The following is a 23,556-nucleotide window of genomic DNA, read 5'->3' as shown; positions in this document are numbered from 1 at the left end:
GGAGATAGGGAGTTGAAAAACCAGCAATTTGGTAATTGGCAAAGTATAGTAGCAGGAATTGCAGCAGCGATACTTATTATATTGACTCTCAATTCCTTTATCATTATTAACCCAGGTGAGGCGGGAGTCCTCAGTATTTTAGGTAAAGCCAGAGATGGAGCATTACTAGAGGGTATTCATCTCAAAGCGCCATTCATATCCAAAGTAGATGTATATGATGTAACTGTGCAAAAATACGAGATACCTGCTCAAAGTGCCACAAAAGATCTGCAAGAACTATCAGCTAAATTCGCCATAAATTTTCGTATTGATCCACAACAAGTAGTTGAGATTAGGAGAAAACAAGGAAGTTTAGAGAATATCGTTGCCAAAATTATTGCTCCCCAAACTCAGGAATCTTTCAAAATTGCAGCTGCTCGAAGGACTGTAGAAGAGTCAATTACAAGAAGAAATGACCTCAAGGAAGATTTTGATACGGCACTAAGTCAACGCTTAGAAAAATATGGAATAATAGTTTTAGATACGAGCGTAATTGACTTAACTTTTTCTCCAGAATTTGCACGAGCTGTAGAGGAAAAACAAATTGCTGAACAAAGAGCGCAAAGAGCAGTATATGTAGCGCAAGAAGCCGAACAAGAAGCACAGGCAGATATTAATCGTGCCAAGGGAAAAGCAGAAGCTCAAAGGCTTTTAGCAGAAACATTAAAAGCCCAAGGAGGGCAGTTAGTTTTGCAAAAGGAAGCGATTGAAGCTTGGAAAAGTGGGGGTGCCCAAATGCCAAAAGTTCTCGTCATGGGAAAAGATGCACAAAGTAGTGTTCCCTTCCTTTTCAATCTGAGTAATATACAAGGCTCAAGTCCAGATTGAAATTGTAAACAAAACCAAACCTATCTGAACAATAAAGCATACATCCAGTAGATAATAAACCGATATATGTCAAGTAGAAATCAAACTAATCTCACCATTGCCGAAGCCAAAAAAATCCTTAATAAATTCAATTGTGTAGACATTGCACCAAAAATTAAGACATCAGAAAAAACTTTAATTCGTGAGGCTTTACTGATGCTTGCCAAGCTTTCTGATTACCAGATTTTAGGTATTTGCGCTGACACAGAGGCAGAAGGAATGCTGGCAATGAAAACTTATTCTCTCGCCTTAGGATATGAACCACCAAGTAATTTACCTGTAATCGATGGTTCTGTTTATATCAAGTTAAACGGCAAAAATGGTGTTTGTCATATCGATTCTTATTCAGGTCATCATCGGGGTGTACTAGTATCTTGTCAGTCATACTCTCCAGAGGGAATTAACGAAATGTACGGTCATTTACCTCTAGATTTATTTGTTTAATATACTAGGGTGTAAATTTCAATATTGAATTTTCTTTGTGCCTTGGTGTCTTGGTGGTTCATAAAATATATATTTGAACCACCAAGACACTAAGACACCAAGTTAATCACATAAAAATTATGAGTCTTATTACACTACAATCAGTTAAAAAAGATTTTGGCATCAAAGAAATTCTCAAAGATGCCAGTTTTAGTCTAGATGCTACTGATAAAGTTGGTTTAATTGGCACTAACGGTTCTGGTAAATCAACATTATTAAAAATGATTGCCGGACTAGAACCGATTGATGGAGGTCAAATTTTAGTTAATTCTGGCGCTAAGATTGTATACTTGCCTCAACAGCCAGATTTAGACGAAAATCACACAGTTTTAGAGCAAGTATTTGCTGACAGTGGTGAAAAAATGGCTTTGGTGCGTGAGTATGAAGAAATATCCGATAAACTCGCTCACTATCCAGAAGATAATCAGCTGATGTCCCGCCTTTCTGTGGTGATGCAGCGTATGGATGCAATAGGTGCTTGGGAACTGGAAACTAAGGCCAAAATAATTCTTTCCAAATTAGGAATTATAGATTTTGATGCTACTATCAAAACTTTATCTGGAGGTTATCGCAAACGTATTGCCTTAGCTACAGCTTTGCTATCAGAACCAGATTTATTGCTCATGGATGAGCCGACAAACCATCTAGATGCAAATTCTGTGGAGTGGTTGCAAAGTTATTTAAACCGTTATCGCGGCGCACTCTTGCTCATTACTCACGATCGCTACTTTTTAGATCGCGTCACCAACGGTATTATTGAAATCGATAGAGGTGACATTTATACTTACTCTGGTAATTATTCATACTACCTGGAAAAAAAGACCCAAGCCGAAGAATCCGCTATTAGCAGTCAGCGCAAATTTCAAGGAGTATTGCGGCGCGAGTTGGAATGGTTAAAAAGAGGGCCAAAAGCCAGAAGTACTAAGCAAAAAGCTAGAATAGAACGCATTCGCGATATGCAAGCGACGGAGTTTAAACAAGCTCAGGGTAAAGTCGATATTTCAACACCTAGTCGTCGCATCGGTAAAAAAGTGATTGAACTCAATCACATCTCTAAAGCATACAACGAACGCAGTTTAATCAAGGATTTTACCTACGAATTTAATCCAGAAGATCGTATTGGTATTATCGGCGGTAACGGTGCAGGTAAATCTACTTTAATGGATATTATCACTGGGCGCGTGCAGCCAGATACAGGTAGTGTGGAAATCGGTACAACGATTCATATTGGCTATTTTGACCAGCATTCTGAAGAATTACTGACTGCGTTAAACGAAAATCAGCGCGTGATTGACTATATCAAAGAAGAAGGAGAATACGTCAAAATTGCCGACGGTACGCAAATTACTGCTTCCCAAATGTTGGAGCGATTTTTATTTCCAGGAAATCAGCAATATGCTCCTATTCATAAACTTTCTGGTGGTGAAAAACGGCGCTTATTTTTGTTGCGTATTCTCATGAGTGCGCCTAATGTTTTGATATTAGATGAACCGACAAATGATTTAGATGTACAGACGTTAGCAGTGTTGGAAGAATATTTAGAAGACTTTAACGGCTGTATAATTGTAGTTTCCCACGATCGTTATTTTCTTGACCGCACTGTAGATACAATCTTTGCTCTTGAAGAAGAAGGAAATATTCGACAGTATCCTGGTAATTACTCTGTGTATCTTGACTACAAAAAAGCTGAAGAAGAAAAGCAACAAGAATCTACTAATACAAAGGAAAAGACGAAAAACGTAGAGATGTTCCCTGCAACGTCTATACCTAAAGAACCTCAAAAGAAAAAGCGCCTATCGACTTGGGAAAGGCGGGAGTTTGAGCAGTTGGAAGATAAAATTGCTCAATTAGAAGCTGAGAAAGCAGAAGCAGAAAAAGCAATGGCGAATGTTCCAGCAGGAAATTACACCCAAGTCCAAAAACTCTACGAACAGGTGGAAACGCTGAAGCAAGCAATTGATACGGCGACAGAGCGATGGTTAGAATTAGCTGAGATTGAGTCTTAAAAATCGCCATTTTCCAGTAAGGGTGCAAAAGAGTATCAAAATCTCTGTTTCTCTTCTTGTTTACCCTTTTTCTCGCCTTATTTATACTTTACACGACAGGGATATTAATGCTGCCATAAATATTCAGAGATGAAGGTTTACGACTTTGGCGGGAGGGCATCTCGCTACCGCTTCTGGACAACCTGTAAGACCATCTAAAGGCACTGCTTTTAGAGGCAACGTTGGGTGAAGGAAGAATCCTCATACCTAATGGTCGAGGAGTTGCCAACAATGTTCTATCGCCTTTTCTCAGTAATCATACTGGAAAAAGTTTTTTTGTGACCTGAAATACATTGATTTTGAGAAATATTGGATTTAAAATCTGCATTAGTACAATGTATACTGAAAGGTTAAGATGTCAATAATATAACAAATAAATGCTACAATAGTTAACAAATGCTGCGGATGTGTAATTTAGGTTAACTATTGAATAGAAATTCTCTCAGAATGAGTAGAATGGCATATACGATCGCTGAAAAACTATTCTACGGAATTAGTTACCCTAGAATTGTAAACCTGATTATTAGTCCTCAGATATTCATTTTTTATGCTCCTGAGGCAAATTAAACAATACCAAACCCAATTCTTAACAAAGAGCTCCCACAAATCATAATGCCAGTGACTGAGAAAAAAAGAACTCGCGATTTGCCCCAAATTAATGAAAGAATTCGCTTCCCGAAAATTCGGGTCATTGATACTGATGGAACCCAACTGGGAATTCTGTCCCCGCAGGAAGCGCTGCAACTAGCAGAGGAAAAAGAGCTGGATCTAGTGCTGCTCAGTGACAAGGCTGACCCCCCGGTTTGTCGGATTATGGACTATGGGAAGTACAAATTTGAGCAGGAGAAGAAAGCGCGGGAAGCCAGGAAGAAGCAGCACACAGCTGATGTTAAAGAAGTGAAGATGCGCTACAAGATAGAAGAACATGACTACAACGTGCGCGTTAAGCAAGCAGAACGTTTTCTCAAAGATGGCGATAAAGTGAAAGCTACTGTGATGTTCAGAGGTCGAGAAATACAGCACAGCGATCTAGCAGAAGATTTGCTCAAGCGCATGGCTGCGGATCTAGAAGCAGTTGCGGAAGTACAGCAAGCACCCAAAAAAGAAGGACGAAACATGATGATGCTCCTTTCGCCGAAGAAGTAATTGATTTGGTTAGTAGTTAGTGGAAAAAACCAACTACTAACTACTAACTACTAACCATCAACAAATTAAAATCCAAAATGATAGTCCTGAGTGCTGAGTGGGAAAAATAATACTCAGTTGCTCAGGATTTTTGCTGTTTCCAGGAATGGAGTCAACAATACTGGTCATGCAGAACTGAGCAACTAATTTGTGTTGTTTGTTGTTTGTTGTTTGTTGTTTGGAATACAGTTACCAACCAACGACCAACTACCAACTACCAACAAATTAAACGTGTAGCACAGAAAACTGCATGGAACTGAAAAATTACTGGGCTGCTCCAAAAAGAAGCATTCTGTCGCAATTACTCAAGTGGGTAAATCTCCGACCGGAGGAAAGCGATCGCACTTGGTTGATGTTCGCTTTTTATACTATAACCTCAGTAGGATTGCGCTGGTCAGAAGACTCTGCGGTGGCACTGTTTTTGGATGAGTACGGGGCTAAATCCTTACCTTGGATTTATATCGCCAGTGCAATCATAGGTGCAGTCTTAGTAATTTTATATTCTTGGCTGCAAAAGATTTTTCCCTTGCGGCGGGTAATTGTGGCGATCGCGCCATGCATGTTTGTGCCATTACTTTTATTGCGTCTGGGTTTGCACGTTTCCTACCTAGCAGTACCTATGATATTTTTGCTGCGATTATGGGTAGATGCATTTTACACGATCAACGACCTCAACACCTCGATCGTTGCCAACCAACTTTTCAACATTCGGGAGATTAAACGCGCCTACCCACTCATCAGCAGTGGCGTTTTAGTTGCTGATGTCCTCAGCGGCTTTAGTTTGCCTTTTCTGCTGCTATTCGTCGGGCTAGATAACGTAATTATGCCCATCGCTGGTATATTTATCGCCTTGGGAGCGGGCATTCTTTTGTATCTCAGTCAAAATTATCCGCAGGCTTTCCCAGATGTTCCTCAAAAAGAAATAGAAGAAACACAATACTCTCAAAAACGCCGCCTTTTTGCCCCACTGAAGCGTTACGCCTGGTTATTGTTTGCCTTTTTTGCTCTCTTGCAAGCAATGGGAGTGTTAATAGATTTTCAATATCTTAGCCAGCTAAAGTCTAATTTTCAGGGTAAAGATATTGCTAGCTTTTTGGGCATATTAGGTGGAATTACGGGAGTATGCGAGCTAGGAATGCAGTTATTTATCTCCAGTCGCGCTCTCGAACGCTTTGGAGTGTTTGTTACTGCTGCAACTTTACCAGTTACCGTAGGCATTTTAATGCCCCTAACGATTCCCCTGTTAGGATTGTTGCCTTTGGGCTATTCCGGCAATCTTTTATGGGGTTTAGTTATTCTCAAATTCTTAGACGAACTTCTGCGTTACACCTTTGTTGTCAGTAGCGGGCCTCTGCTTTTCCAACCAATCCCCGATAAAATTCGCAGCTACATCCAGTCATTATCGGGAGGTGTTGCCGATGCCTTCGGTGCTGGAACAGCAGGTGTAGCGATTTTAGTTACCTTGTGGTTGGGAAGGCGACTTCTACCCATGCCCATACATGACTCGCTCATGGTAGTAGAAACAGTGGCCGTAGCTGTGTGCTGTTTGGGAGTGATTTGGTTTTTGCGATCGCACTACGTTAATCTGTTAGTTTTGAGCGCAGGACAGGGACAACTAAGTGGTACAGATGTAGATTTGCGTGCATTCAAGCAGGCAGTCGTTAAAGCTTTAGGAGAAAAAGGTAGCGAACCAGATAAACGTTCTTGTATTGAGCTTTTATCTCAAATTGACCCCCAAGGCGCAACAGAAGTGCTAGCACCTCTGTTAGTCAAACTACCCCCTTCATTGCAAAAAACTAGTTTGGAAGTGATGCTGATGTCGGGTGTAAATCCTGCTTATTTACTGGAAGTCCGGGCTTTGTTAGAACTACCCCAACACCGTGTTACCCCAGAAGTTTTTGCCCTAGCCCTACGCTACGTTTGGTTGGCTGAATCAGATCCAGATGTCAGCCAATTAGAACAGTACCTACAACAGGATCAACACTCAATTATTCGCGCTACAGCTGCTGCATTATTGTTGCGTGAAGGAACACCGATGCAAAAAGTAGCTGCTACCAAAACCTTGCGGCGGATGCTCACTCATCAACAAGAAAGGGAACGGGTAAATGCCGTAAAAGCCCTCAGAGAAGCAGTTTATTTACAGGCGCTACGAATTCATATCCCGAATTTGTTGCAGGATGAGTCCTTGCGGGTGCGTTTTGCAGTATTAGAAATGATTGCGGCAACTCATTTAGAAGAGTACTACCCAGCCTTACTAGGGGGGCTTTACTACAAGTCAACCCGAAATGCAGCTATGCAAGCCTTAGTAAGACTAGAGAATGAAGCTTTACCAATGCTAATTGACTTAGCTACCAATATTTATAAACCGGAAGTAGTGCGGATGTATGCTTGGCGTACCATTAGTTAAGTTCCCAGCTTAGAAGCGATCGATGCTTTATGGCAGCATTTAGAAACATCTCGGGGTACTAACAGAGATTATATTCTCCGCGCTTTATTGAAAAGGCTGCAAAAAGAAGGAATTATCGGTTCGGTGGATCGGTATTATGAAATGAGGGTGAAAACTTTAATTGCACAGGAATTATGCTTTTTAGGTGAAATTTATGCTGCTTATATAGACTTCCAAACTCAAGCCGACACTTACGGTCAATATATAGATTTAAAAACACAAGAAACTTTAGATACATATCATTCAGGTATTAGAATTTTTGCCGTTTTATCATTACTACAGCGGGCAATTCTAGAATTAGAAATCGATATAAAAGAACGATTATTGCTACTACTACAGCTACTTTATCCTATAGATAAAATTCAGGCAGCAGTATTCAATCTGCGGTCTGATTCAATAGTAAATTTAGCACGAGGATTAGAAATTTTAGAACATACAGTGAATTTACATAATAAATCCTTGTTGCTGAATATTTTAGATCGGCGATCGCCAGCAGAAAAACTGCAATATCTATTAGCGGCAGATATAACAAAATACGAGCAAATGGCAGTCAGCGAACGTACCCGTCGTTTATTAATACAAGGACATTTACTTTCTGATTGGTGCTTAGCTTGCTGTTTTCATTTTGCTCAAGTTGCCCGTATCCGACTGACAACCGAACAGGTTTTAGCAAGCCTGCATCATCCTACTGGTTTCGTACGAGAAGCAGCGATCGCATATTTGAGTACAGTATCACCCCGCATCCTTTTCAAAATTCTTCCCCAATTGCAAAAAGATCCTAATTCGCTTGTGGCTGCTCAAGTGAAAGAGTTGATGGAGAAGTATCAAGTTAGTAGATAGTGGTTAGTGGTTGGTGGTTAGTGGTTAGTGGTTGGTGGTTAGTGGTTAGTGGTTAGTGGTTAGTAGGAAAGGAAGAATGGAAAAATCTAATTTTGAAGATTTACAAATTTTCCAATTGGCTGAAAAATTGGCAGACATCATTTGGCATATTGTTATACACTGGAGTTTCTTTGAAAAAGATACAGTAGGTAAGCAAATTATCCGTGCTGCTGATAGTATTGGTGCGAATATAGCAGAAGGTGCTGGACGCCATAATTTTCAAGATAATCAAAGATTTGTAAAAATTGCCAGAGGTTCTTTACATGAAACTAGGTACTGGTTAAAACGAGCGTACACTCGTAAATTATTGACGAATGAACAATTAGATAGACTTGAACCTATTATTAATGACTTATCACCTAAGCTAAACGCATATCTCAAATATCTTGACAAAGCTGCCAAAACACAAAAACAAAATTATTAATTACCACTAACTACTAACCACTAACCACTAACCACTAACCTTAGATTATGCTATCCACCGTTGAGCGTTTACTATTTGTCCGGAGAGTACCAATTTTTAAAGAATTGCGCGATGATTTTATCGTCCGGTTAGCTTCTGTAATGGATGAGTTATCGTTTCCCAACAATTACACTATTTTTAAAGAAGGCGATGAAGGGCGATCGCTCTACATTGTTGTTTCCGGTAAAGTCAAAGTTCATATCGGCAATCAACAATTAGCAGTGTTTCCTAAGGGTGAATCTTTCGGGGAAATGGCTGTATTTGATGCTCAACCGCGTTCTGCCTCGGCAACAACTTTAGAACCTTGTGAATGTTTAGAATTGACACAAGAACAGCTTTACGAAGCAATTGACGAAACTCCGGAAATTGCCGTCAATATTATTGGTATTCTATCTCGCCGGATTCGGGAACTGAATGAGAAAATCAACGCGATTAGAGTAAAAAATTAGATCGCTAACTACTGTGTATGTGCAATCAGTTTTCTTTTGCTCAGGGTAATGATGGTTTTGAAACCCGGCATTTTCCCGTTTGAATTTTTCCCGGTGTGACATTTTCCTAATTCTTGTATTAGTGGGATAGGTTGATAGTTAGGCGACCAAATGGATTTTTCTTGGTGTCCCTACCCTACGGGAAGCCGCCCTTGCGGGCGTCTACGCTGCGCTCGAGGGCAAGCTTTGTGTCTTGGTGAGACCAGCCCCCGTCTTGGCTTCTGCCTTTAGGGGGGACTGGCGAACCCGTAGACGCGCAGCGGCTCAAGGCAGAGTAGGGTGGTGAAAAAAGAATGATTGAAACACTAAGACACTAAGACACAAAGAGGAAAATAGTCTTCTCACCTTGACAGGGCTAGGCGACAGCCTAACCATCAACCATAACTCCTGCCAATATTAAATCAACAAACGTAACTGCGAACCTTGTTGAGTTTTACTGACTTCAATACGGGCTTGAAAGGCTTCTTTGAGGTGAGGCATATGGGTGACAGTGAGAATGCAGGCAAAATCAGGGGCGATCGCATTAATTGCCGCAATTAGGCGATCGCACCCTTCCGCATCTTGCGTACCAAAGCCTTCATCTACAATCAACATCTGCAATGCTGCTCCTGCCCTTTGTGCTAATAATTTCGCCAGGGCTAAACGAATCGCAAAGTTAATTCTAAACGCTTCCCCACCAGAGTAAGTTTCATAAGCTCTCGTACCTCTAGCATCGGCAATGAGAATATCTAAGGTATCAATCAGTTTGGTATTTTTCTTCGTAGATTTCCCGTTACGTCCGGCTTTTTGTGTTACAAATTGTACATGCAACTGATTGGCACTCAGGCGCGAAAGCAATTGATTTGTTTCGGCTTCCAACTGGGGCAAGACATTTTCTATCATCAGTGTTTGGATGCCATTTTTACCAAACGCTTGCGCTAATTCCTGATAAACGCGATGTTGCTGTTTGGTTTCTTGCAGTTGTTGCTGCTGTTGCTCGTACTGATTTTGTAACACTTCCAGTTGGTGCGCCATCTGCTCTAAACGCCCCAACTGGGTAATTTGTTCATCGAGTTCTCGCCTGCGGGTTGCCAACTGCTGCTCTAAAGTTTGAATTTGGGTGATGGGGTTAGCTGTATCTTCAAGTTGCTGGACGATACTTTCAATTTGGCCTTTGAGTCTTTGCCGTTCAGCCCATCTTGCTTGCAAAGATACCTCTAATTCTTGGAGTCTATTTTTGAGTTGCGGATACTGCTGCTGCGCCGCTAATAGTTGTTGATAGCGTAATTGCCAAGCTTGGGCTTTCCGTACAGCCATGCGGAGGTTATTATGCTGTTCCGTATCATAGCCAATTTCGGCAATATAGCGATCGAGGCTGGCGATTTGTTTGGCACACTCAGACTCAGTTGCCTCTTGCGTTATTCTCGTTTGTAATTGGGCAATCTGTGCCTGAAGTTCTGGTTTACGTGCTGCTATTTGTGCTTGTCGTTTGGCGGCGTCTTTGATCTGCCCTTGTTTAATTTCTGCCCAACGCCAGCGTTCCACTTCGCTGCGAGCAAGGGCATGGTCTTGTTCATTGTAATTGAGTTGTTGCAGATATTCCTCTAGCTGTTTGAGTTCGGCTTGTTTGTCTGGTGCATACTCACCGAGTTGTAGCGATCGCTCTAGTTGTTGCCTTTGGGAAGTAATTTGTTGTAGCTGTTGCTCGACATCAGTTGTTGCCTGTAACTTTGCTGCCAATTGTCCCCTTTGTTCGCGTAAAGTATCGTAAGGAGATAATTGCTGAGATATGTCTCGATATTCCTGTCTGAGTACTTGAATTTCTCTGTCTGAGACAGCCATTTGTTCTCGAACTACCCACAATTGCCCTTCTGTATCTTTGTACTCAGATTTGGTTTTTTCTACGACTCGATTCCAGTGATGCTCGTCCAAAGGACGTTCGCACAACGGACAAATCGCATTAGGAGTCTGAAGCATTTGTATTTTTTGCTCTAATTCTCCCAGCAATCTTTCATAATCCCGTTGATGAGCTTGCAGCCGTTCGATAAAGTTACGCCGTTCCTGTCCTTTCTCTTGGACTCGTTGCAGATATACCCGCTTTTTCTCTAACTCCTCAATCTGCATTGCCACTTCCATCACCGCTTGTTGTAATTGCGGTTGGCGTTGCTGCTGACATTGCAATTGGTTTGCTGTCGCTTCCAGTTGTTCTAGTCGTGCGACTAACCCCGCCTGCACCCGAACTATTTGGCTTTGTAAAGTGGTTCGTTGTTGCAACAGAGGAGCTACTTGCAATTGCAGTTCATCTAGTTGAGCCAAACGCTGACGCGCCCCCGCCAATTGTGCCAAAGCGGCTTCTACTTCAGTTGACTTACCTAGAGTTTGCTGAATATCTACCTCTTGCTGTCGCAAGGCTTCTAATTGCGCTTGGGTTTGTTGTAATTGCCGTTCAATTCCGTTAATTTGTTTGGTAAGCTGCTGTTGCTTTTGTTGGCGAGTGGCTTGGGCGCGGGTGTATTCTTCAAATTTGGCACTCGATGCTTCTTCTTGAGATTGCAAATTGTGGTATTGATTGTATCCAGCTTTGATTTCGCTTTCTTGGCTTAATAATTCTTCTAGGGCTGATAGCTGGCTTTTAACCGCCCCACATTCTTGTTCGAGGCGATCGCAATCTTGAGTGAGATTTTGATATTGCTGCCTAACAAAAGTCAGTTGTTCTTCCCAATTTTGCCGCTGGTGCTGGACAACTTGCAAGCTTTGTAATTGGATATTTTCAAAAGCTTGTACCTGTTGGAGTTGGTTAAGTTCGTTTTCTAGGGCAACTTGTTGGGATGCGATCGCCTCTTTTTGTTGCAGTTGAGTTTTCATTGACTCCAAAGAGCGCTCTAACTCTTCTGCTCGTGCTTTGAACTGACGCGATAAATCTTTTGCCCGTTCTTCTAAATCATCGTATTGATTCAGTTTTAATAATTCTGCTAATATCTCTTTCCGTTCGCTAGGACGCTTAAGCATGAATTCATCTGCACGACCTTGACGCAGGTAGGCAGAATTGATAAAAGTATCATAATCCAGCTTAATGTGCTGCAAAATCGAATCTTGTGTTGCTCTTACTCCTTTACCAGTCAGTGAACGAAACCCATTTGGTGTTTCGATTTGGAATTCCAAGACACTACTACCACCCCGCGCACGAGTACGAATAACTCGATAGGTTTGCTGCTGACTAGTTTTGAAAATGAAATCTACCCGAACTTCTTTCGAGCCAGTATGGATAGCGTCATCTTCAGAAGTGGCTCTACTTTCTCCCCAAATTGCCCAAGTGATAGCTTCTAACAAAGAAGATTTACCAGCCCCATTGGCTCCACAAATACACGCCGTATGCAATCCGCGAAAATCTAAAGTTGCATCACGGTAACTGAGGAAATTTTTCAGAGTCAGTTGTACAGGGATCATCTAGTCTAGAGAACCACACTTTTTTTTAATTAGTAGCAGCACAGATACTCTGTTTGCTAGTTTAGCTAGCTAAAAATCATGTTTCTAGTCTTTAAGACCTGAACTTTACAATTGTTAACAATAGATTGAGTAATTTTTTCTTGTTAAGTGACCCTTTTTTACTATTAGCGTATAAAAATTAAACTCAGGTAAACACAAACAGATTTTATCCCTCAGCCATCCTATTGGCTTCGGCAACCAGAGAGTCCACTAGGCGGGAGAGACGACAAATTGTTAAGCCTGTTGGGACAAAAAAAGAACAAACTTTTTTGATGGGAAGATAAGACAAATTCTTTAACTAGAGAGGAGGAGGGTAGGAGGGATGAAAGGGGGTAGTCAGAAATTTTATTGGTTAAGTCTGGTGGGTGAGAGTGGGCGATCGCAGTTTTGCCCTTAAAATGAAAAAATTAAACTTTGGCAACATTCCCCCTGCTTTCTCCTTGTTAAAGACGAGATGAAACTGGGGTTAAGAATTAAGTTTTGTCAAAATTTTCTAATGATATTTGAAAATTGCTTCTCGATATCATCCTCAAAATAAAACCCGCCTAGGCGGGTTGTGTTAGACAAGCTATGATTTCTAGTCACTAGAGTTTAATTGGTTTTCATCGCGTTTGTCTTCGTCATCATCGTTAAGATTATCTTTCTGCTGTATTTGCCTGATCGCCCAATTGAGCACTGCATCAGCAGACCATTCTACTAGCCAAGTTATCAAGGCGGTCAGGATCACGAGTGAAATGCCTTCCATATAATAATTCCTGAATGCGTTTATGGACTACATCCACTGTCTCAACTGTGTCTGGGAGATTTCGCTCATACTTAGGCTGACATGACCTAACATTGCCTTACATATCTGTAATCTTTAGCTAGACTAGCTTTTAGGTGATTGTGAAATTTACCGATGCAACCATTACCGTGTGAGTTTTTAACTCAAATGGCTCGTAAGTATCAGCTTTCTCCAGAACAGGAGGAGGCTTTTGTAGAAAGGTTTAGTAGCAAAGAAAGTGAACAGGCGATCGCGCATACTCTGCATATATCTGATAATGCTTTCCGCACTCGTATGAGTGGGGTTTATCGAAAGTTCAGCATCAACGGTAAAGGGCCAGGTAAATTTCACAAACTGTACGATTTCCTACTAAAGGAGTATCAAAAATCTCATCCATCTCCAATTCCTGATGTTCCTAGCCATGATATCCACGCCCTCGTGCAAGAGGTACGCAAAAAAATAAAACCCGACATCCAAGAACGCTGTGGTAAGATGCGCGTGCTAGATATGACTCATCCCATCAGGTTGAATGATATTTACACCAACGTCACCATTTTAGAGAAAATCACTGCACGGCGACGGCTAGGAATTGATGAATTACTGCAACAGTGTACTAGAGAGGATTTTAATCACTTTGGACTGGCAAAAATTACTAAAGGCCCAATTCCAGGACTAGAGGCTGTTAAGAAACATCCGAAGTTGATGATTTTGGGTAAACCAGGGGCTGGTAAAACTACCTTTCTAAAGTATTTAGCGATTCAGTGCATTGGTGGTAAGTTTTATTCTCATCTTGTGCCAATTTTTATTACCCTTAAAGACTTTGCTGAAGCTAGCAATAAACCAGGGCTGCAAGAATACATCTATCAACAATTAGCTGGTAACGGTGTAGAGACGCTAAATTTCGCTTCTCTGCGTGAGTTGATAAATAGGGGTAGAATGCTGATTCTACTTGATGGATTAGATGAAGTTGGAGATGAGGATAGCAAACGCATCTTAAAGGAGATTCGTGAGTTTTCCGATCAATTTAGAGACAATCACTTTGTCATCACCTGTCGTATTGCAGCGCGGGAATATACCTTTGAAAACTTCACAGAGGTGGAAGTAGCTGATTTTGATGATGAACAAATAGTTTCTTTTGCAACTAAGTGGTTTAAGGATAAAGCTGTAAAACCAGAGACTTTTATCAAACGTGTAGAAGACAATCAACGAGTCAAAGAACTTGCTACAAGCCCACTACTACTGACGCTTCTATGTTTAGCATTTGAAGAGTCAGGAGATTTTCCTGCAAATCGTTCTGAGTTATACAAAGAAGGGCTAGATGCACTGCTGAAAAAATGGGATGCTAAACGGGGAATTCAGCGCGACCAAATTTACAAAAAATTGTCAGTTCAGCGCAAGGAAGATTTACTCAGCAAAATGGCCCTGACTACCTTTGAGCAAGGTAACTACTTCTTTAAGCAGCAAATAGCAGAGCAATATATCACAGAATATATTCGTAATTTACCAGGTGCGAGTACTGACGAAGAAGCGTTACAACTGGATAGTGAAAGAGTTTTGAAGTCAATTGAGGCACAACATGGGTTATTAGTAGAACGAGCGAAAGGGATTTATTCGTTTTCTCATCTGACATTTCATGAGTATTTCACAGCCAGAGAATATGTGGTTGTTAAACAGTCATCAGAGGTGGCGTTGCAAAATCTGGTCAGCCATATCAATGATAAACGCTGGCGAGAAGTCTTGTTCTTAGCCCTTGGGATGTCGCCTAGTGCAGACAATCTGTTGCTGTTGATGAAAGAAAAGGTTGATGCGATCCTGGTCGACGATGAAAAGTTGTTACAGTTTTTAACATGGGTAAATCAGAAATCTCTTTCAGTAGAGGCTCCATTTAAGTCATTAACTATTAGGGAATTTTATATTAACTTTGATTCTGACCTGAATTTTGAGTTTAGCTTAACTAGTTACCTCGCTAAACCTGGTTCTGAGCTTGAACATGAGAATAGTGTAGATTTTGTTATATCGAGTTCAAAAACAAAATCTCCCACTATACATTGGTTATCTATAGCACTATCTATAGATATAGGAAAATCAGTTCAACCACTTCGTCTCCTTAGCTTGAATGCCGCTGAATTTGAACTTGATAATGCTCTTATTTCTGCCCTTGAGCATGCTCATAAGCTTGCCTCGGCTGCTGTTCCTGAATTTAAGGTTGGCTCTCATCTGGTGTATGCTCTTAACCGTGCCATTACCTCTACTTCTAACCATGAGATACAACGTTCGCTAAGAAGATTTAAACAACAAATAGCTGATCCTGATAAGGACAGAGGGATATTCAAAACATTGTGGAGAGCTAATGGAAAAGCTTGGACTGAGAAGTTAAAAGCTTTGATGATTCAGCATCGCAATATTGGTCACGATTGGCAGTTCAGTGACGAACAGAAGGAATTGTTAAAGCAGTATTACGATGCTAATAAATTGCTGGTAGAGAGCCTCAATAGTGATTGTTATGTCAGCCGTGAAGTGCGACAGAAAATAGAGGATGAGTTGCTATTACCAATTGCAGAGATTAAAAAATGCCAGCAAGAGATTTTGTAGCGGATGTAGGGGATAGTTTATTTTTATAATTTTACATCTTACACCAGTTGCAACAGCCCGGAGCCAGAGCCTCCAAACCCTCGTTACCAGGTTGAACCTGGTAACGAGAACTAGAGCCTCTGGCTCCTATATAGAATGGGTGCAAGATATCAGGCTATATTAAAAGCATCTTCATAGATAAATGTTACAAACCCGCATCTACGATAATCTTGTCCATTAATTCAGGACATAAAAAACATACTTCTTTCCTAGCAATTAATATTACAATATAAATAATAGTCCGCTTTTATAGACATAACTCTGCGGACAAAGGTAATGTCAAAATAATCAGGAACAAATTAAAATAATTTTGCGTCAATATATATCCTTTATAACTATTGCTCGATGCAAAATAGCAGTATAAAAAACTTGAGTAAGAATTTTATATACTTCCTGTGATAGACAGACTTTAACCTCGGAATACGCCGACGGATAGGTCAAAGCAATCTGAAACAATCTCTGTGACACCACGTCATCATACTTTACAAAGACACAAAAAGGTTATTATGACTAGCTTGCTTAGTTGGAAATCTGGAACGACTGCATTCTTGGCAATGGTAATGTCAACTAGTGCCATTGTGCCGATGTTTGCTCCTGCTGCGACTGCACAAAGACCAGCAATTTTTACTGGTCAACCAAATCGACCAATCAGCCAATCAAGAACAGTTTCAATCCCTGCGGGAGTGAGAATTCCTGTTACTTACGAAAAAGAGAAAGTTATTGTTACTCCTGAAGAAACTACATCCCTAACATTGGAGGTTGCACAAAATATTGTAGACTCGAGCGGAAATGTGTTGATTCCCGCAGGAACTAAAATTGAAGGTAAATTAAGACCTGCAACAGACCAAAATGGTGAAAAAGGTTCTCAGTTTGTAGCGGAAGAATTAGTTTTTAGCAAAAATAGACGCCAGCCTATTAATGGGGTTTCTCAGGTAGTTACCACAAAAGAAACTATCAAGAAAGGAGCCAGCACTGGCACAATCTTAACAGATGCAGCTATTGGTGCGGGTGCTGCTACTGTAATTTCTTTGATTACAGGTAACAAAAAAATTGAAGCCCTAGAACCTATAGGCGGTGCTGCTGCTGGTGCTTTAGCAAGTGTCTTGCTTCGGAAAAAAGAAGTGGAAGTTGTTGTGATTAATCCTCAAACAGATTTGGATGTGACTCTGGACTCTAATTTGGTTGTAAACCGCTTCTAGGCTAAATTGAATTTAAATCGTGACTTCTATTATTTCACAGCACCATTGCCATTTTTTGAGGGGTTTCTAGAAAGGGAACCCCTCCTCTATTTTTAAATAAATAGAACGACATATATATAAGCGATCGCTCTCCAATTAACGTGGGCGATCGCTTCATTTTATTAGCCAAAATCTTGTCGCGCCACCGTCAAGCAGCAAGTATCCTCAATTACAGCATAACTGACTCTAAATGTTGCAGTGTCTCTTTGTTGGTGAGCCACTGGAACAGCACGATAACCTAGATAAAAAGGGAGATTCCAACAATATTGTATTGTCAAATCCAGGCGCTGATTTATACTGAGGCGGCTTTGGAGTACTTAAATACTGGTTTTTTAGTAAATACGTAAATATTTGGTTTTTTTAAGCAACTATTTTTTAGATGTTGCGTCTAGGTAAACAAAAGGGAAAAATTGATTATTTGGCTAATCCTTATTTAGCCAAATAATCCCATTTTGCAGTATAAATGCATCATCGAAAACATCTAAATTTCAATCTTTTTGGAACATTTTACATTCAATAAAACTCTTATTAACTAATAGAAAAACACGAAAAATTGAGAGGGATAAATCAATGTTTAATCAAATCCGTTGGCAATCTGGTTGTGCTGCATTCATGGCATTGGGCATTACAGCAGGTGCGATCGCGCCTCTAGTTACAGCTGCACCTTCTTTCGCCCAAACTACTTTTTCTGATGTTTCATCTAACTATTGGGCAGCACAATTTATTCAAGAACTTTCACAGCGTGGCGTCATTGCTGGATTTCCAGATGGTAGCTTCCGTCCAGAAGAAGCAGTCACACGCGCTCAATTTGCTGCCATGATTCGCAAAGCATTTAATAAATCACCAAAGCGGCAGGTAGTTGGATTTTACGATGTCCCAAGTAATTATTGGGCATACACCGCTATTCAAGAAGCATATACCACAGGTTTCCTAGCAGGATATCCTGGCAATCGCTTTGAACCTAATCAAAATATTCCTCGCGAACAAGTTTTAGTTTCCCTTGCTAATGGTCTGGAATATAGTGCAAGTGGTCAAGCAGATAGCACTCTGCAATACTATAGCGACTCTGTAAATATCTCTAGTTATGCCCGAACACCAATTGCAGCTGCAACTGAAAAGGAAATTGTTGTTAATTATCCCAATGTTAAATTCCTGAATCCAAAAGCAACTGCAACACGCTCACAGGTAGCGGCTTTTATCTACCAAGCTTTGGTTAGTAACAATCAAGCCTCAGCTATTAATTCACCCTACATCGCCAAAGTTGGTGAACCTATCCCTGTTGCTATTACCATTCCTCAAGGAACCGTTATTCCTGTGAAATACGACAAGGCAGAAAAAATTCTTGTCACCAAAGATGAAACAGCACCTTTAACACTTGCAGTCTCGCAAAATGTAGTCACCGATACAGGGAGCGTAGTAATTCCTGTTGGTAGTCAGGTTGTGGGTAAACTCAAACCAGCTAAAGGTGGTTCTCAATTCGTTGCAGAAAAACTGATTTTGACCAATGGTCAAGAGTATCAAATCAACGCTGCTTCGGAAGTTATTAGCAAAACCGAAACCATCAAAAAGGGCACTAGTACAGGGGCAATTGTCAAGAACACTGTATTAGGCGCAGGTGCAGCAGCAGCAGTAGCTGCGGTTACAGGCGATCGCGCTGTTGCTACAGAAGAAGTCTTGGGTGGTGCTGCGATCGGTAGCTTGATTGGTCTATTCTTTGGTAAGAAGAGTGTTGACTTAATCGCCATTGACCCAGATACAGACCTACAAATGACCATTGGTCAAAACTTCCAGGTTTCACTCAAATAGTTGTTGGTTAGTAGTTAGTAGTTAGTAGGACAACTAACCACTATCCACTATCCACTAACCACTAACCCTTAGCAATTGGCAACCAAACAATAAAAGTAGTTCCTGGTGCTTGAGGTGATGTAATTTTTGAGTTTAAAGCAGGGCTGAAAACTTCAATTTCTCCCTGCATTTGCTCTATTAGCTGTTTAGCTATAGATATTCCCAATCCCGTGCCAGGAATTTCAGTTTGAGCTTGTACACCCCGGTAACGTCGTTCACCCAGATGTTCTAAATCTTGGGGTGGAATTCCAGGGCCTGTATCAGTAATCGCTACTCCTTGAAAATTATCTTTTTGTTGCCCTGCTTGAATCAATATCTTACCGCCCGCAGGAGTGTATTTCAAAGCATTATCAATAATATTGCTAAACACTTCTGTTAACGCTTTGAGGTTAGCGCGTACTAACGGTAAATTGGGTGGAATTTCAGCTATCAGTTCTAGATTTCGCTCTTGGGCTATGGCTTGTGCAGAAACTAATAAGGGTTGCAATACATCGGCTAGATAGCAATCAGCTTCTTTCTCACCCGTTCCAGGCAATAACAGTATTGGTTTGGAGTCTTTTTCTACAGTTGCTTCTACAAATACTTCGTTTTCTTGTGGTAATTTCAGGGAAGCTAAATCTTCTGGTTGGAAGTCAATGACTTCATCAAAATTTTTCAATAATTCTTGCAGGCGATCGCTTTCTCGAACAATACTTTCTGCTACTTCGCGGTTGGCATCTCCCGGCCGTAGTCGCTTAATCAGGAGTTTACCAAAAGTCCGCAATGCTGTTAATGGATTGCGAAATTGATGCAATAGACTATCTAACAAATCCTGCTGCTTCTCTTGCAGAATTTGTTGTTGATGCAACTGTACCTCTAGCCAGGTGCGACGTTGATCTAAAATGCAAGCGATTGTTAGCGTTTGGGCAATATGTTCTACTTGAGTTCGCTCTTGTTCATTCCATGCCCTGTCATGTCTAGCTGTCACTAGCAACCCCATCATCATATCTTCATAGATAAGAGGTAAAACAATTTGGTCGCCACCGAGAAGGTATTCCTGTTGTGAATGCGGTTCAGTTGTATTTTCTGTTCCAGACTTATTTGGTGGAGTAGGAAATTCTTCTGCTGCTGTCAAAAATTTCTGGTTAAGTTTTGGCAACGCTAAAGCATTTGTACTTAACAATCCTACTGCTGTTTCTGGATAAACCACCAGCGGAATTAGTTTTGCCTCATTTGCCGGAGCCTCTACCAATTCTTGTGTTAAATATACAACACTCAAAGACGCTCCCAGCCCTTGGACTAACAGCATCATTTGCTCTCGACATAGAGCAACAAATTCCGAACTGGCAGACATTAACATTGTTTCAGCTCTTGTTCAATATTAAGATAAAGGCAATACAGGCATAAAACACATGAATTTTATATGTAACAAAGTTTAACTAAATTTTGCAAAAAATGCGTCGAGCTAGAGAAGGAGCCAAGAAGCAGAAGGAAAATAATTTTTATTCCCCATTTGCCATCCCTCTTTCTATCCGTAACTAGTATACAAATTTCAAAATTAACAAGATAATTATTTATCTAGGTTAAAAGAAATTATGATTGTTGTATCAAAAGTTTAAAAACTGTTGATCTTTTGAACTAGAACTTTTATAATTACGACGGATTTTGTAGCTATCACTACAATCTGTAGCCTTAACAGAGGAGGAAAATAGGTTGGCAAGGAGACGAAAGCGGAAAAGCCGTCGTCGCCAGGAAGGACGGCGTATTTTAGAGCATGTGCCCCAATATAGCATTGAAAGCGGCGAAGAGAAACCTGTGACAGCAGCCAGAAAATTTATTCAAGCTGAAGGAATCTTGCCACCCGCTTTGTTACTCGTCAAGCGCAACGAACACACCACAGACAGATATTTTTGGGCTGAAAAGGGGCTGTTTGGTGCTCAATACGTGGAAGAGAACCATTTCTTATTTCCCAGTCTGAGAACATTAGAACCTACAGGCCCAGAGCCGGCAGTTTTGGCGGCTCGGTGAACCATCCAATGGCGAACTGTGAGATAGTGAGTCTGGCTTTTGACAAAAATTAACTGGCAAAGTGCTAAAGATATTCAAAAATTTAATTATTTTTTCGTTTTCAGCTCATTTGCCAGTAGGCTAGCGGTCTGGAATTGGAAAACCAAATCTGATTAAGATTTGGTTAATATTGCGAAGATGTACGAGGAAGTAGGGATAAAGCGACTCATTTCTAAGCCAAACCTTCACCTAATGTGAGGCACGCTTAGAAATTCATTCTCCGGTAGGATAGCAAACCAAAAATCTTTGTAAAATAGCCAAGCCGCTCTGTCAAAAAAATGGCTTTTTCTCCATTGCGATTTGTATCGTCGTGGAGAATAGCAAAAAAATCAGGAGTCGTTATCCCTTCTTCCTAACGTTCATTACCATGATGCCTGGTCAAAAGTCTGCTTCTGCTCATTTGGAGATGGTCATCATACCTGGGGATTATTCGCGAAGCTTCAGGTTTAATGCCTTCTGTAACTCAATGAGCTCATCACGATGGGCGATCGCAGTAATTTGACTTGGGGAGTGTGATTCGCTCTTGGTTGCTTCTACCTTTAGCAACACCTTCTCAAGTTTTCCGGTTTTTTTCCAATAGAAAACTCCACTTAAAGGTGATAGCAGTACCATCCCTACAAATAAGGTGCTTAGGCTAGGAAAAAGCTGTGACAAAACCAATGCTAAACAAAGCATACCAGCAGCTGTGATGAGTGTCAAAAATGCAGCTAGAAACCTGCTGGGGCGAACATAACCTTCAAACGTCACTTGATTTTGTTCTGGGTCTACCGCTGCCACTCGGTAAGACCGCGCTCGAAAATACTCCTTTAATTGAGGCATTAAAGTAGCTTCGTCTTGCTCAGATACCAGTTGTGCTATTTCTGTACGGTCTTTAGTAGAGGCACGAATAAAGAAAAATAGCCCAACCGATAATAACAAAGTCAGCAGCAACGTGGATGGCAGAATGGCAGTATCCATAAACTAAGTTGTTACTTTTTCATTGGAGGGGACTTATTCATTATCAATTATTCGTTAATTTATCCTCCTATTTATATACTGCTGCCACAGACGGGCTAAATCCTGCGCTTGTGAAGTCCACTCTGAAGAAACTTGGTACATCCGCCGGGGACGTCCGCGTCCTTCGAGTTTCTTCCAATACCCTGTAATTGCCTTATAGTCTTCAAGAAACTTAATCGCACTGTAAAGTACAGTATCCGAAAGCCGATAGGTAGGGTATTCAGTTTCCAGACGTTGGATTAACTCGGTTCCGTAAGACTCCCCTTGTAACAAAACATACAAAATATAACAAACTGCTAGTTCTTGACAAAGGTAAGTTGGCGGAGGATTCTCAAAGAATTGATATATATCCTCAAGTTTCATGGTTGGTGAAGAATGGCTAAAAAATGCCCTAAGGTTGAGCCTACAATCCCTTTAGTGAGTATATAGTGCTACCCCCTATTCGGGTAAGTATATAACGCTACTTAGGCTGGATTGGCAAAGCGCAAGCAATAAACAAAAACCCAAGCTCTTTAGTCGTGGGATGACGCTTCAAGCACCGGAAGTGAATTCTGGTGACAGCGCCTCATAAATGCGCCAGCTTTGGAGATGCAAAAACATGCACTCCTACCCCAAGCTCTAGGCAGTGCGGTGAGGAGCAAACAGATAACGACCAAGCCGCTATCTTTGTGTCAAGTGATGCCGAGCGTGTGAGGACTTGCTTAAGCATAAAATATTGCTTTAGCAATTTTAAAGGTAAAATGCAACTTTTTCTTTAAAACTTAATAAACACTTTTTTTACAGCAATTTTACCAGTGCAAATCTTCAAAAATGAAGACAAATACGATATCTTTTTTCCAGCCCCTGAGTCTGTTGACACATTGCAGGCAGCATAATGTACTGAATTTCCATACATGAAATATCCAAACAGAATCTGGTAAATGTCATAGTAAATTTAATCAAGCGCTCAGCATATAGGTGATCAGTATGCCAGTAGACTCCCAATCATCTTCCTCTCGACGTCAAGAAATTGCCAAAATATTTCGCCTCACTGGTTGGATCAGCTTCTGGATTCAATTAGTACTTGGCGTCGTTTCTGCAATCATTGTGCTGGTATATAGTATCTTTAGCCAAAGACCTGGTAGCCCCAGTAATAACCCAGGCAGTGGATTGGGTGTGTTTTTAGCAGTTTGTGGACTAGTGACGTTGGCTGGGGGCATTTATTTAGCTTTTCGCTACACACGAATTGGTAGACAACTTTTATCCCCCAATCCCATCAACCACCCCAGCAAATTGGAAACAGTCCAAGTCCTGCGACTAGGGCTGATAGTGAATTTAATCGGTATACTGTTGACTCTTTTAGGAGCACAGGCGATCGTTGGTACCCTGGTAGCTAGGTCTATATCCCCCCAAGCTATTACTACACAATTATTTGACCCCAACCGAATCATTAGTGGTCTAGATATGCTGGTAGTGCAAGCAAACACCAACACGGTTTCAGCTCACTTTGCAGGACTTGTGGGGTCAATTTGGCTACTCAATCGCGTTACCCGCTAAATATGGGAGTAGGAGAGTGAGCATTGGGCATTGGGCATTGGGCATGGGGCATTGGGCATTGGGCATTGGGCATTGGAAATAACCACCAACCAACCACCAACCACCAACCAACAACTACTAACCACTAACCACTAACTACTA

Annotated in this window: 17 protein-coding genes and 1 pseudogene; 12 read left to right on the top strand and 6 right to left on the bottom strand. The window is 41.0% G+C overall.

What is annotated here, in order from left to right:
- Positions 1-12 precede the first annotated feature (12 nt).
- The 7 genes and pseudogenes from FIS9605_RS0129130 (at position 13) to FIS9605_RS0129100 (ending at position 8,856) form a co-directional block, all read left to right on the top strand.
- Positions 13-867, top strand: a complete 855-nt coding sequence (locus tag FIS9605_RS0129130; protein WP_026735723.1) for a prohibitin family protein — start codon at positions 13-15, stop codon at positions 865-867.
- A gap of 66 nt (positions 868-933) precedes the next feature.
- Complete coding sequence (locus FIS9605_RS0129125) at positions 934-1,350, top strand: DUF1824 family protein (protein ID WP_026735722.1); 417 nt, start codon at positions 934-936, stop codon at positions 1,348-1,350.
- A gap of 119 nt (positions 1,351-1,469) precedes the next feature.
- A complete protein-coding gene (locus FIS9605_RS0129120; protein WP_026735721.1) occupies positions 1,470-3,395 on the top strand; it encodes an ABC-F family ATP-binding cassette domain-containing protein in 1,926 nt (641 codons plus the stop codon).
- 651 nt (positions 3,396-4,046) lie between these two features.
- Positions 4,047-4,580: a translation initiation factor IF-3 gene (gene infC, locus FIS9605_RS0129115; protein WP_026735720.1), complete on the top strand. Its 534-nt coding sequence runs from the start codon at positions 4,047-4,049 to the stop codon at positions 4,578-4,580.
- Between the two features lie 289 nt (positions 4,581-4,869).
- A pseudogene (locus FIS9605_RS38565) lies at positions 4,870-7,905 on the top strand (MFS transporter).
- 76 nt (positions 7,906-7,981) lie between these two features.
- Positions 7,982-8,368: a four helix bundle protein gene (locus FIS9605_RS0129105; RefSeq protein WP_026735719.1), complete on the top strand. Its 387-nt coding sequence runs from the start codon at positions 7,982-7,984 to the stop codon at positions 8,366-8,368.
- A gap of 47 nt (positions 8,369-8,415) precedes the next feature.
- Complete coding sequence (locus tag FIS9605_RS0129100; RefSeq protein WP_026735718.1) at positions 8,416-8,856, top strand: Crp/Fnr family transcriptional regulator; 441 nt, start codon at positions 8,416-8,418, stop codon at positions 8,854-8,856.
- 435 nt (positions 8,857-9,291) lie between these two features.
- Here the strand turns inward: FIS9605_RS0129100 and sbcC are convergent, their stop codons facing one another.
- Together sbcC and FIS9605_RS43220 are read right to left on the bottom strand one after the other, a co-directional pair.
- A complete protein-coding gene (gene sbcC, locus FIS9605_RS0129095) occupies positions 9,292-12,321 on the bottom strand; it encodes an exonuclease subunit SbcC (protein ID WP_026735717.1) in 3,030 nt (1,009 codons plus the stop codon).
- Between the two features lie 616 nt (positions 12,322-12,937).
- Positions 12,938-13,105, bottom strand: a complete 168-nt coding sequence (locus FIS9605_RS43220) for a hypothetical protein (protein WP_155960563.1) — start codon at positions 13,103-13,105, stop codon at positions 12,938-12,940.
- A gap of 153 nt (positions 13,106-13,258) precedes the next feature.
- Between FIS9605_RS43220 and FIS9605_RS45580 the strand changes: the two genes are divergently transcribed.
- On the top strand, positions 13,259-15,715 hold the full coding sequence (locus FIS9605_RS45580; RefSeq protein ID WP_035140316.1) for an NACHT domain-containing protein: 2,457 nt from the start codon (positions 13,259-13,261) through the stop codon (positions 15,713-15,715).
- A 545-nt stretch (positions 15,716-16,260) separates the two neighbouring features.
- Positions 16,261-16,953: a hypothetical protein gene (locus FIS9605_RS0129080; RefSeq protein ID WP_026735715.1), complete on the top strand. Its 693-nt coding sequence runs from the start codon at positions 16,261-16,263 to the stop codon at positions 16,951-16,953.
- 34 nt (positions 16,954-16,987) lie between these two features.
- On the opposite strand, the gene FIS9605_RS46235 is transcribed toward FIS9605_RS0129080, so the two are convergent.
- Positions 16,988-17,122: a hypothetical protein gene (locus FIS9605_RS46235; RefSeq protein ID WP_269321077.1), complete on the bottom strand. Its 135-nt coding sequence runs from the start codon at positions 17,120-17,122 to the stop codon at positions 16,988-16,990.
- A gap of 440 nt (positions 17,123-17,562) precedes the next feature.
- Between FIS9605_RS46235 and FIS9605_RS0129070 the strand changes: the two genes are divergently transcribed.
- Positions 17,563-18,798 carry an S-layer homology domain-containing protein gene (locus FIS9605_RS0129070; protein WP_026735714.1) on the top strand — a complete coding sequence of 412 codons (1,236 nt, stop codon included), beginning with the start codon at positions 17,563-17,565 and terminating at the stop codon, positions 18,796-18,798.
- Positions 18,799-18,859: 61 nt separating this feature from the next.
- Here the strand turns inward: FIS9605_RS0129070 and FIS9605_RS0129065 are convergent, their stop codons facing one another.
- A complete protein-coding gene (locus FIS9605_RS0129065; protein WP_026735713.1) occupies positions 18,860-20,176 on the bottom strand; it encodes a sensor histidine kinase in 1,317 nt (438 codons plus the stop codon).
- A 353-nt stretch (positions 20,177-20,529) separates the two neighbouring features.
- On the opposite strand from FIS9605_RS0129065, the gene FIS9605_RS0129060 reads away from it, so the two are divergent.
- Complete coding sequence (locus FIS9605_RS0129060) at positions 20,530-20,844, top strand: DUF3155 domain-containing protein (RefSeq protein ID WP_026735712.1); 315 nt, start codon at positions 20,530-20,532, stop codon at positions 20,842-20,844.
- A gap of 465 nt (positions 20,845-21,309) precedes the next feature.
- On the opposite strand, the gene FIS9605_RS0129055 is transcribed toward FIS9605_RS0129060, so the two are convergent.
- Together FIS9605_RS0129055 and FIS9605_RS0129050 are read right to left on the bottom strand one after the other, a co-directional pair.
- A complete protein-coding gene (locus FIS9605_RS0129055) occupies positions 21,310-21,840 on the bottom strand; it encodes a cofactor assembly of complex C subunit B (RefSeq protein ID WP_026735711.1) in 531 nt (176 codons plus the stop codon).
- A 54-nt stretch (positions 21,841-21,894) separates the two neighbouring features.
- The gene (locus FIS9605_RS0129050) at positions 21,895-22,242 is read right to left on the bottom strand and encodes a PadR family transcriptional regulator (protein ID WP_026735710.1); all 348 of its coding nucleotides are present in this window, start codon (positions 22,240-22,242) and stop codon (positions 21,895-21,897) included.
- Between the two features lie 603 nt (positions 22,243-22,845).
- Between FIS9605_RS0129050 and FIS9605_RS0129045 the strand changes: the two genes are divergently transcribed.
- Positions 22,846-23,415, top strand: coding sequence for a DUF3611 family protein (locus FIS9605_RS0129045; RefSeq protein ID WP_026735709.1), 570 nt, complete (start codon positions 22,846-22,848; stop codon positions 23,413-23,415).
- The last annotated feature ends 141 nt before the right edge of the window (positions 23,416-23,556 follow it).

Origin of the sequence: Fischerella sp. PCC 9605, from assembly GCF_000517105.1 — a bacterium.
In the GTDB taxonomy this organism is placed as follows: domain Bacteria; phylum Cyanobacteriota; class Cyanobacteriia; order Cyanobacteriales; family Nostocaceae; genus PCC9605.
The sequence above is the reverse complement of the archived record's forward strand: the minus strand, read 5'-3'. Positions and strand labels throughout refer to the sequence as shown.

Excerpts from the sequence above, each read along its gene's own strand:
- FIS9605_RS0129125 (WP_026735722.1), top strand. The coding sequence starts at position 934 with ATGTCAAGTAGAAATCAAACTAATCTCACCATTGCCGAAGCCAAAAAA.
- FIS9605_RS0129120 (WP_026735721.1), top strand. The coding sequence starts at position 1,470 with ATGAGTCTTATTACACTACAATCAGTTAAAAAAGATTTTGGCATCAAA.
- infC (WP_026735720.1), top strand. The coding sequence starts at position 4,047 with ATGCCAGTGACTGAGAAAAAAAGAACTCGCGATTTGCCCCAAATTAAT.
- FIS9605_RS0129105 (WP_026735719.1), top strand. The coding sequence starts at position 7,982 with ATGGAAAAATCTAATTTTGAAGATTTACAAATTTTCCAATTGGCTGAA.
- FIS9605_RS0129100 (WP_026735718.1), top strand. The coding sequence starts at position 8,416 with ATGCTATCCACCGTTGAGCGTTTACTATTTGTCCGGAGAGTACCAATT.
- sbcC (WP_026735717.1), bottom strand. The coding sequence starts at position 12,321 with ATGATCCCTGTACAACTGACTCTGAAAAATTTCCTCAGTTACCGTGAT.
- FIS9605_RS43220 (WP_155960563.1), bottom strand. The coding sequence starts at position 13,105 with ATGGAAGGCATTTCACTCGTGATCCTGACCGCCTTGATAACTTGGCTA.
- FIS9605_RS45580 (WP_035140316.1), top strand. The coding sequence starts at position 13,259 with ATGCAACCATTACCGTGTGAGTTTTTAACTCAAATGGCTCGTAAGTAT.
- FIS9605_RS0129080 (WP_026735715.1), top strand. The coding sequence starts at position 16,261 with ATGACTAGCTTGCTTAGTTGGAAATCTGGAACGACTGCATTCTTGGCA.
- FIS9605_RS0129070 (WP_026735714.1), top strand. The coding sequence starts at position 17,563 with ATGTTTAATCAAATCCGTTGGCAATCTGGTTGTGCTGCATTCATGGCA.
- FIS9605_RS0129065 (WP_026735713.1), bottom strand. The coding sequence starts at position 20,176 with ATGTTAATGTCTGCCAGTTCGGAATTTGTTGCTCTATGTCGAGAGCAA.
- FIS9605_RS0129055 (WP_026735711.1), bottom strand. The coding sequence starts at position 21,840 with ATGGATACTGCCATTCTGCCATCCACGTTGCTGCTGACTTTGTTATTA.
- FIS9605_RS0129050 (WP_026735710.1), bottom strand. The coding sequence starts at position 22,242 with ATGAAACTTGAGGATATATATCAATTCTTTGAGAATCCTCCGCCAACT.
- FIS9605_RS0129045 (WP_026735709.1), top strand. The coding sequence starts at position 22,846 with ATGCCAGTAGACTCCCAATCATCTTCCTCTCGACGTCAAGAAATTGCC.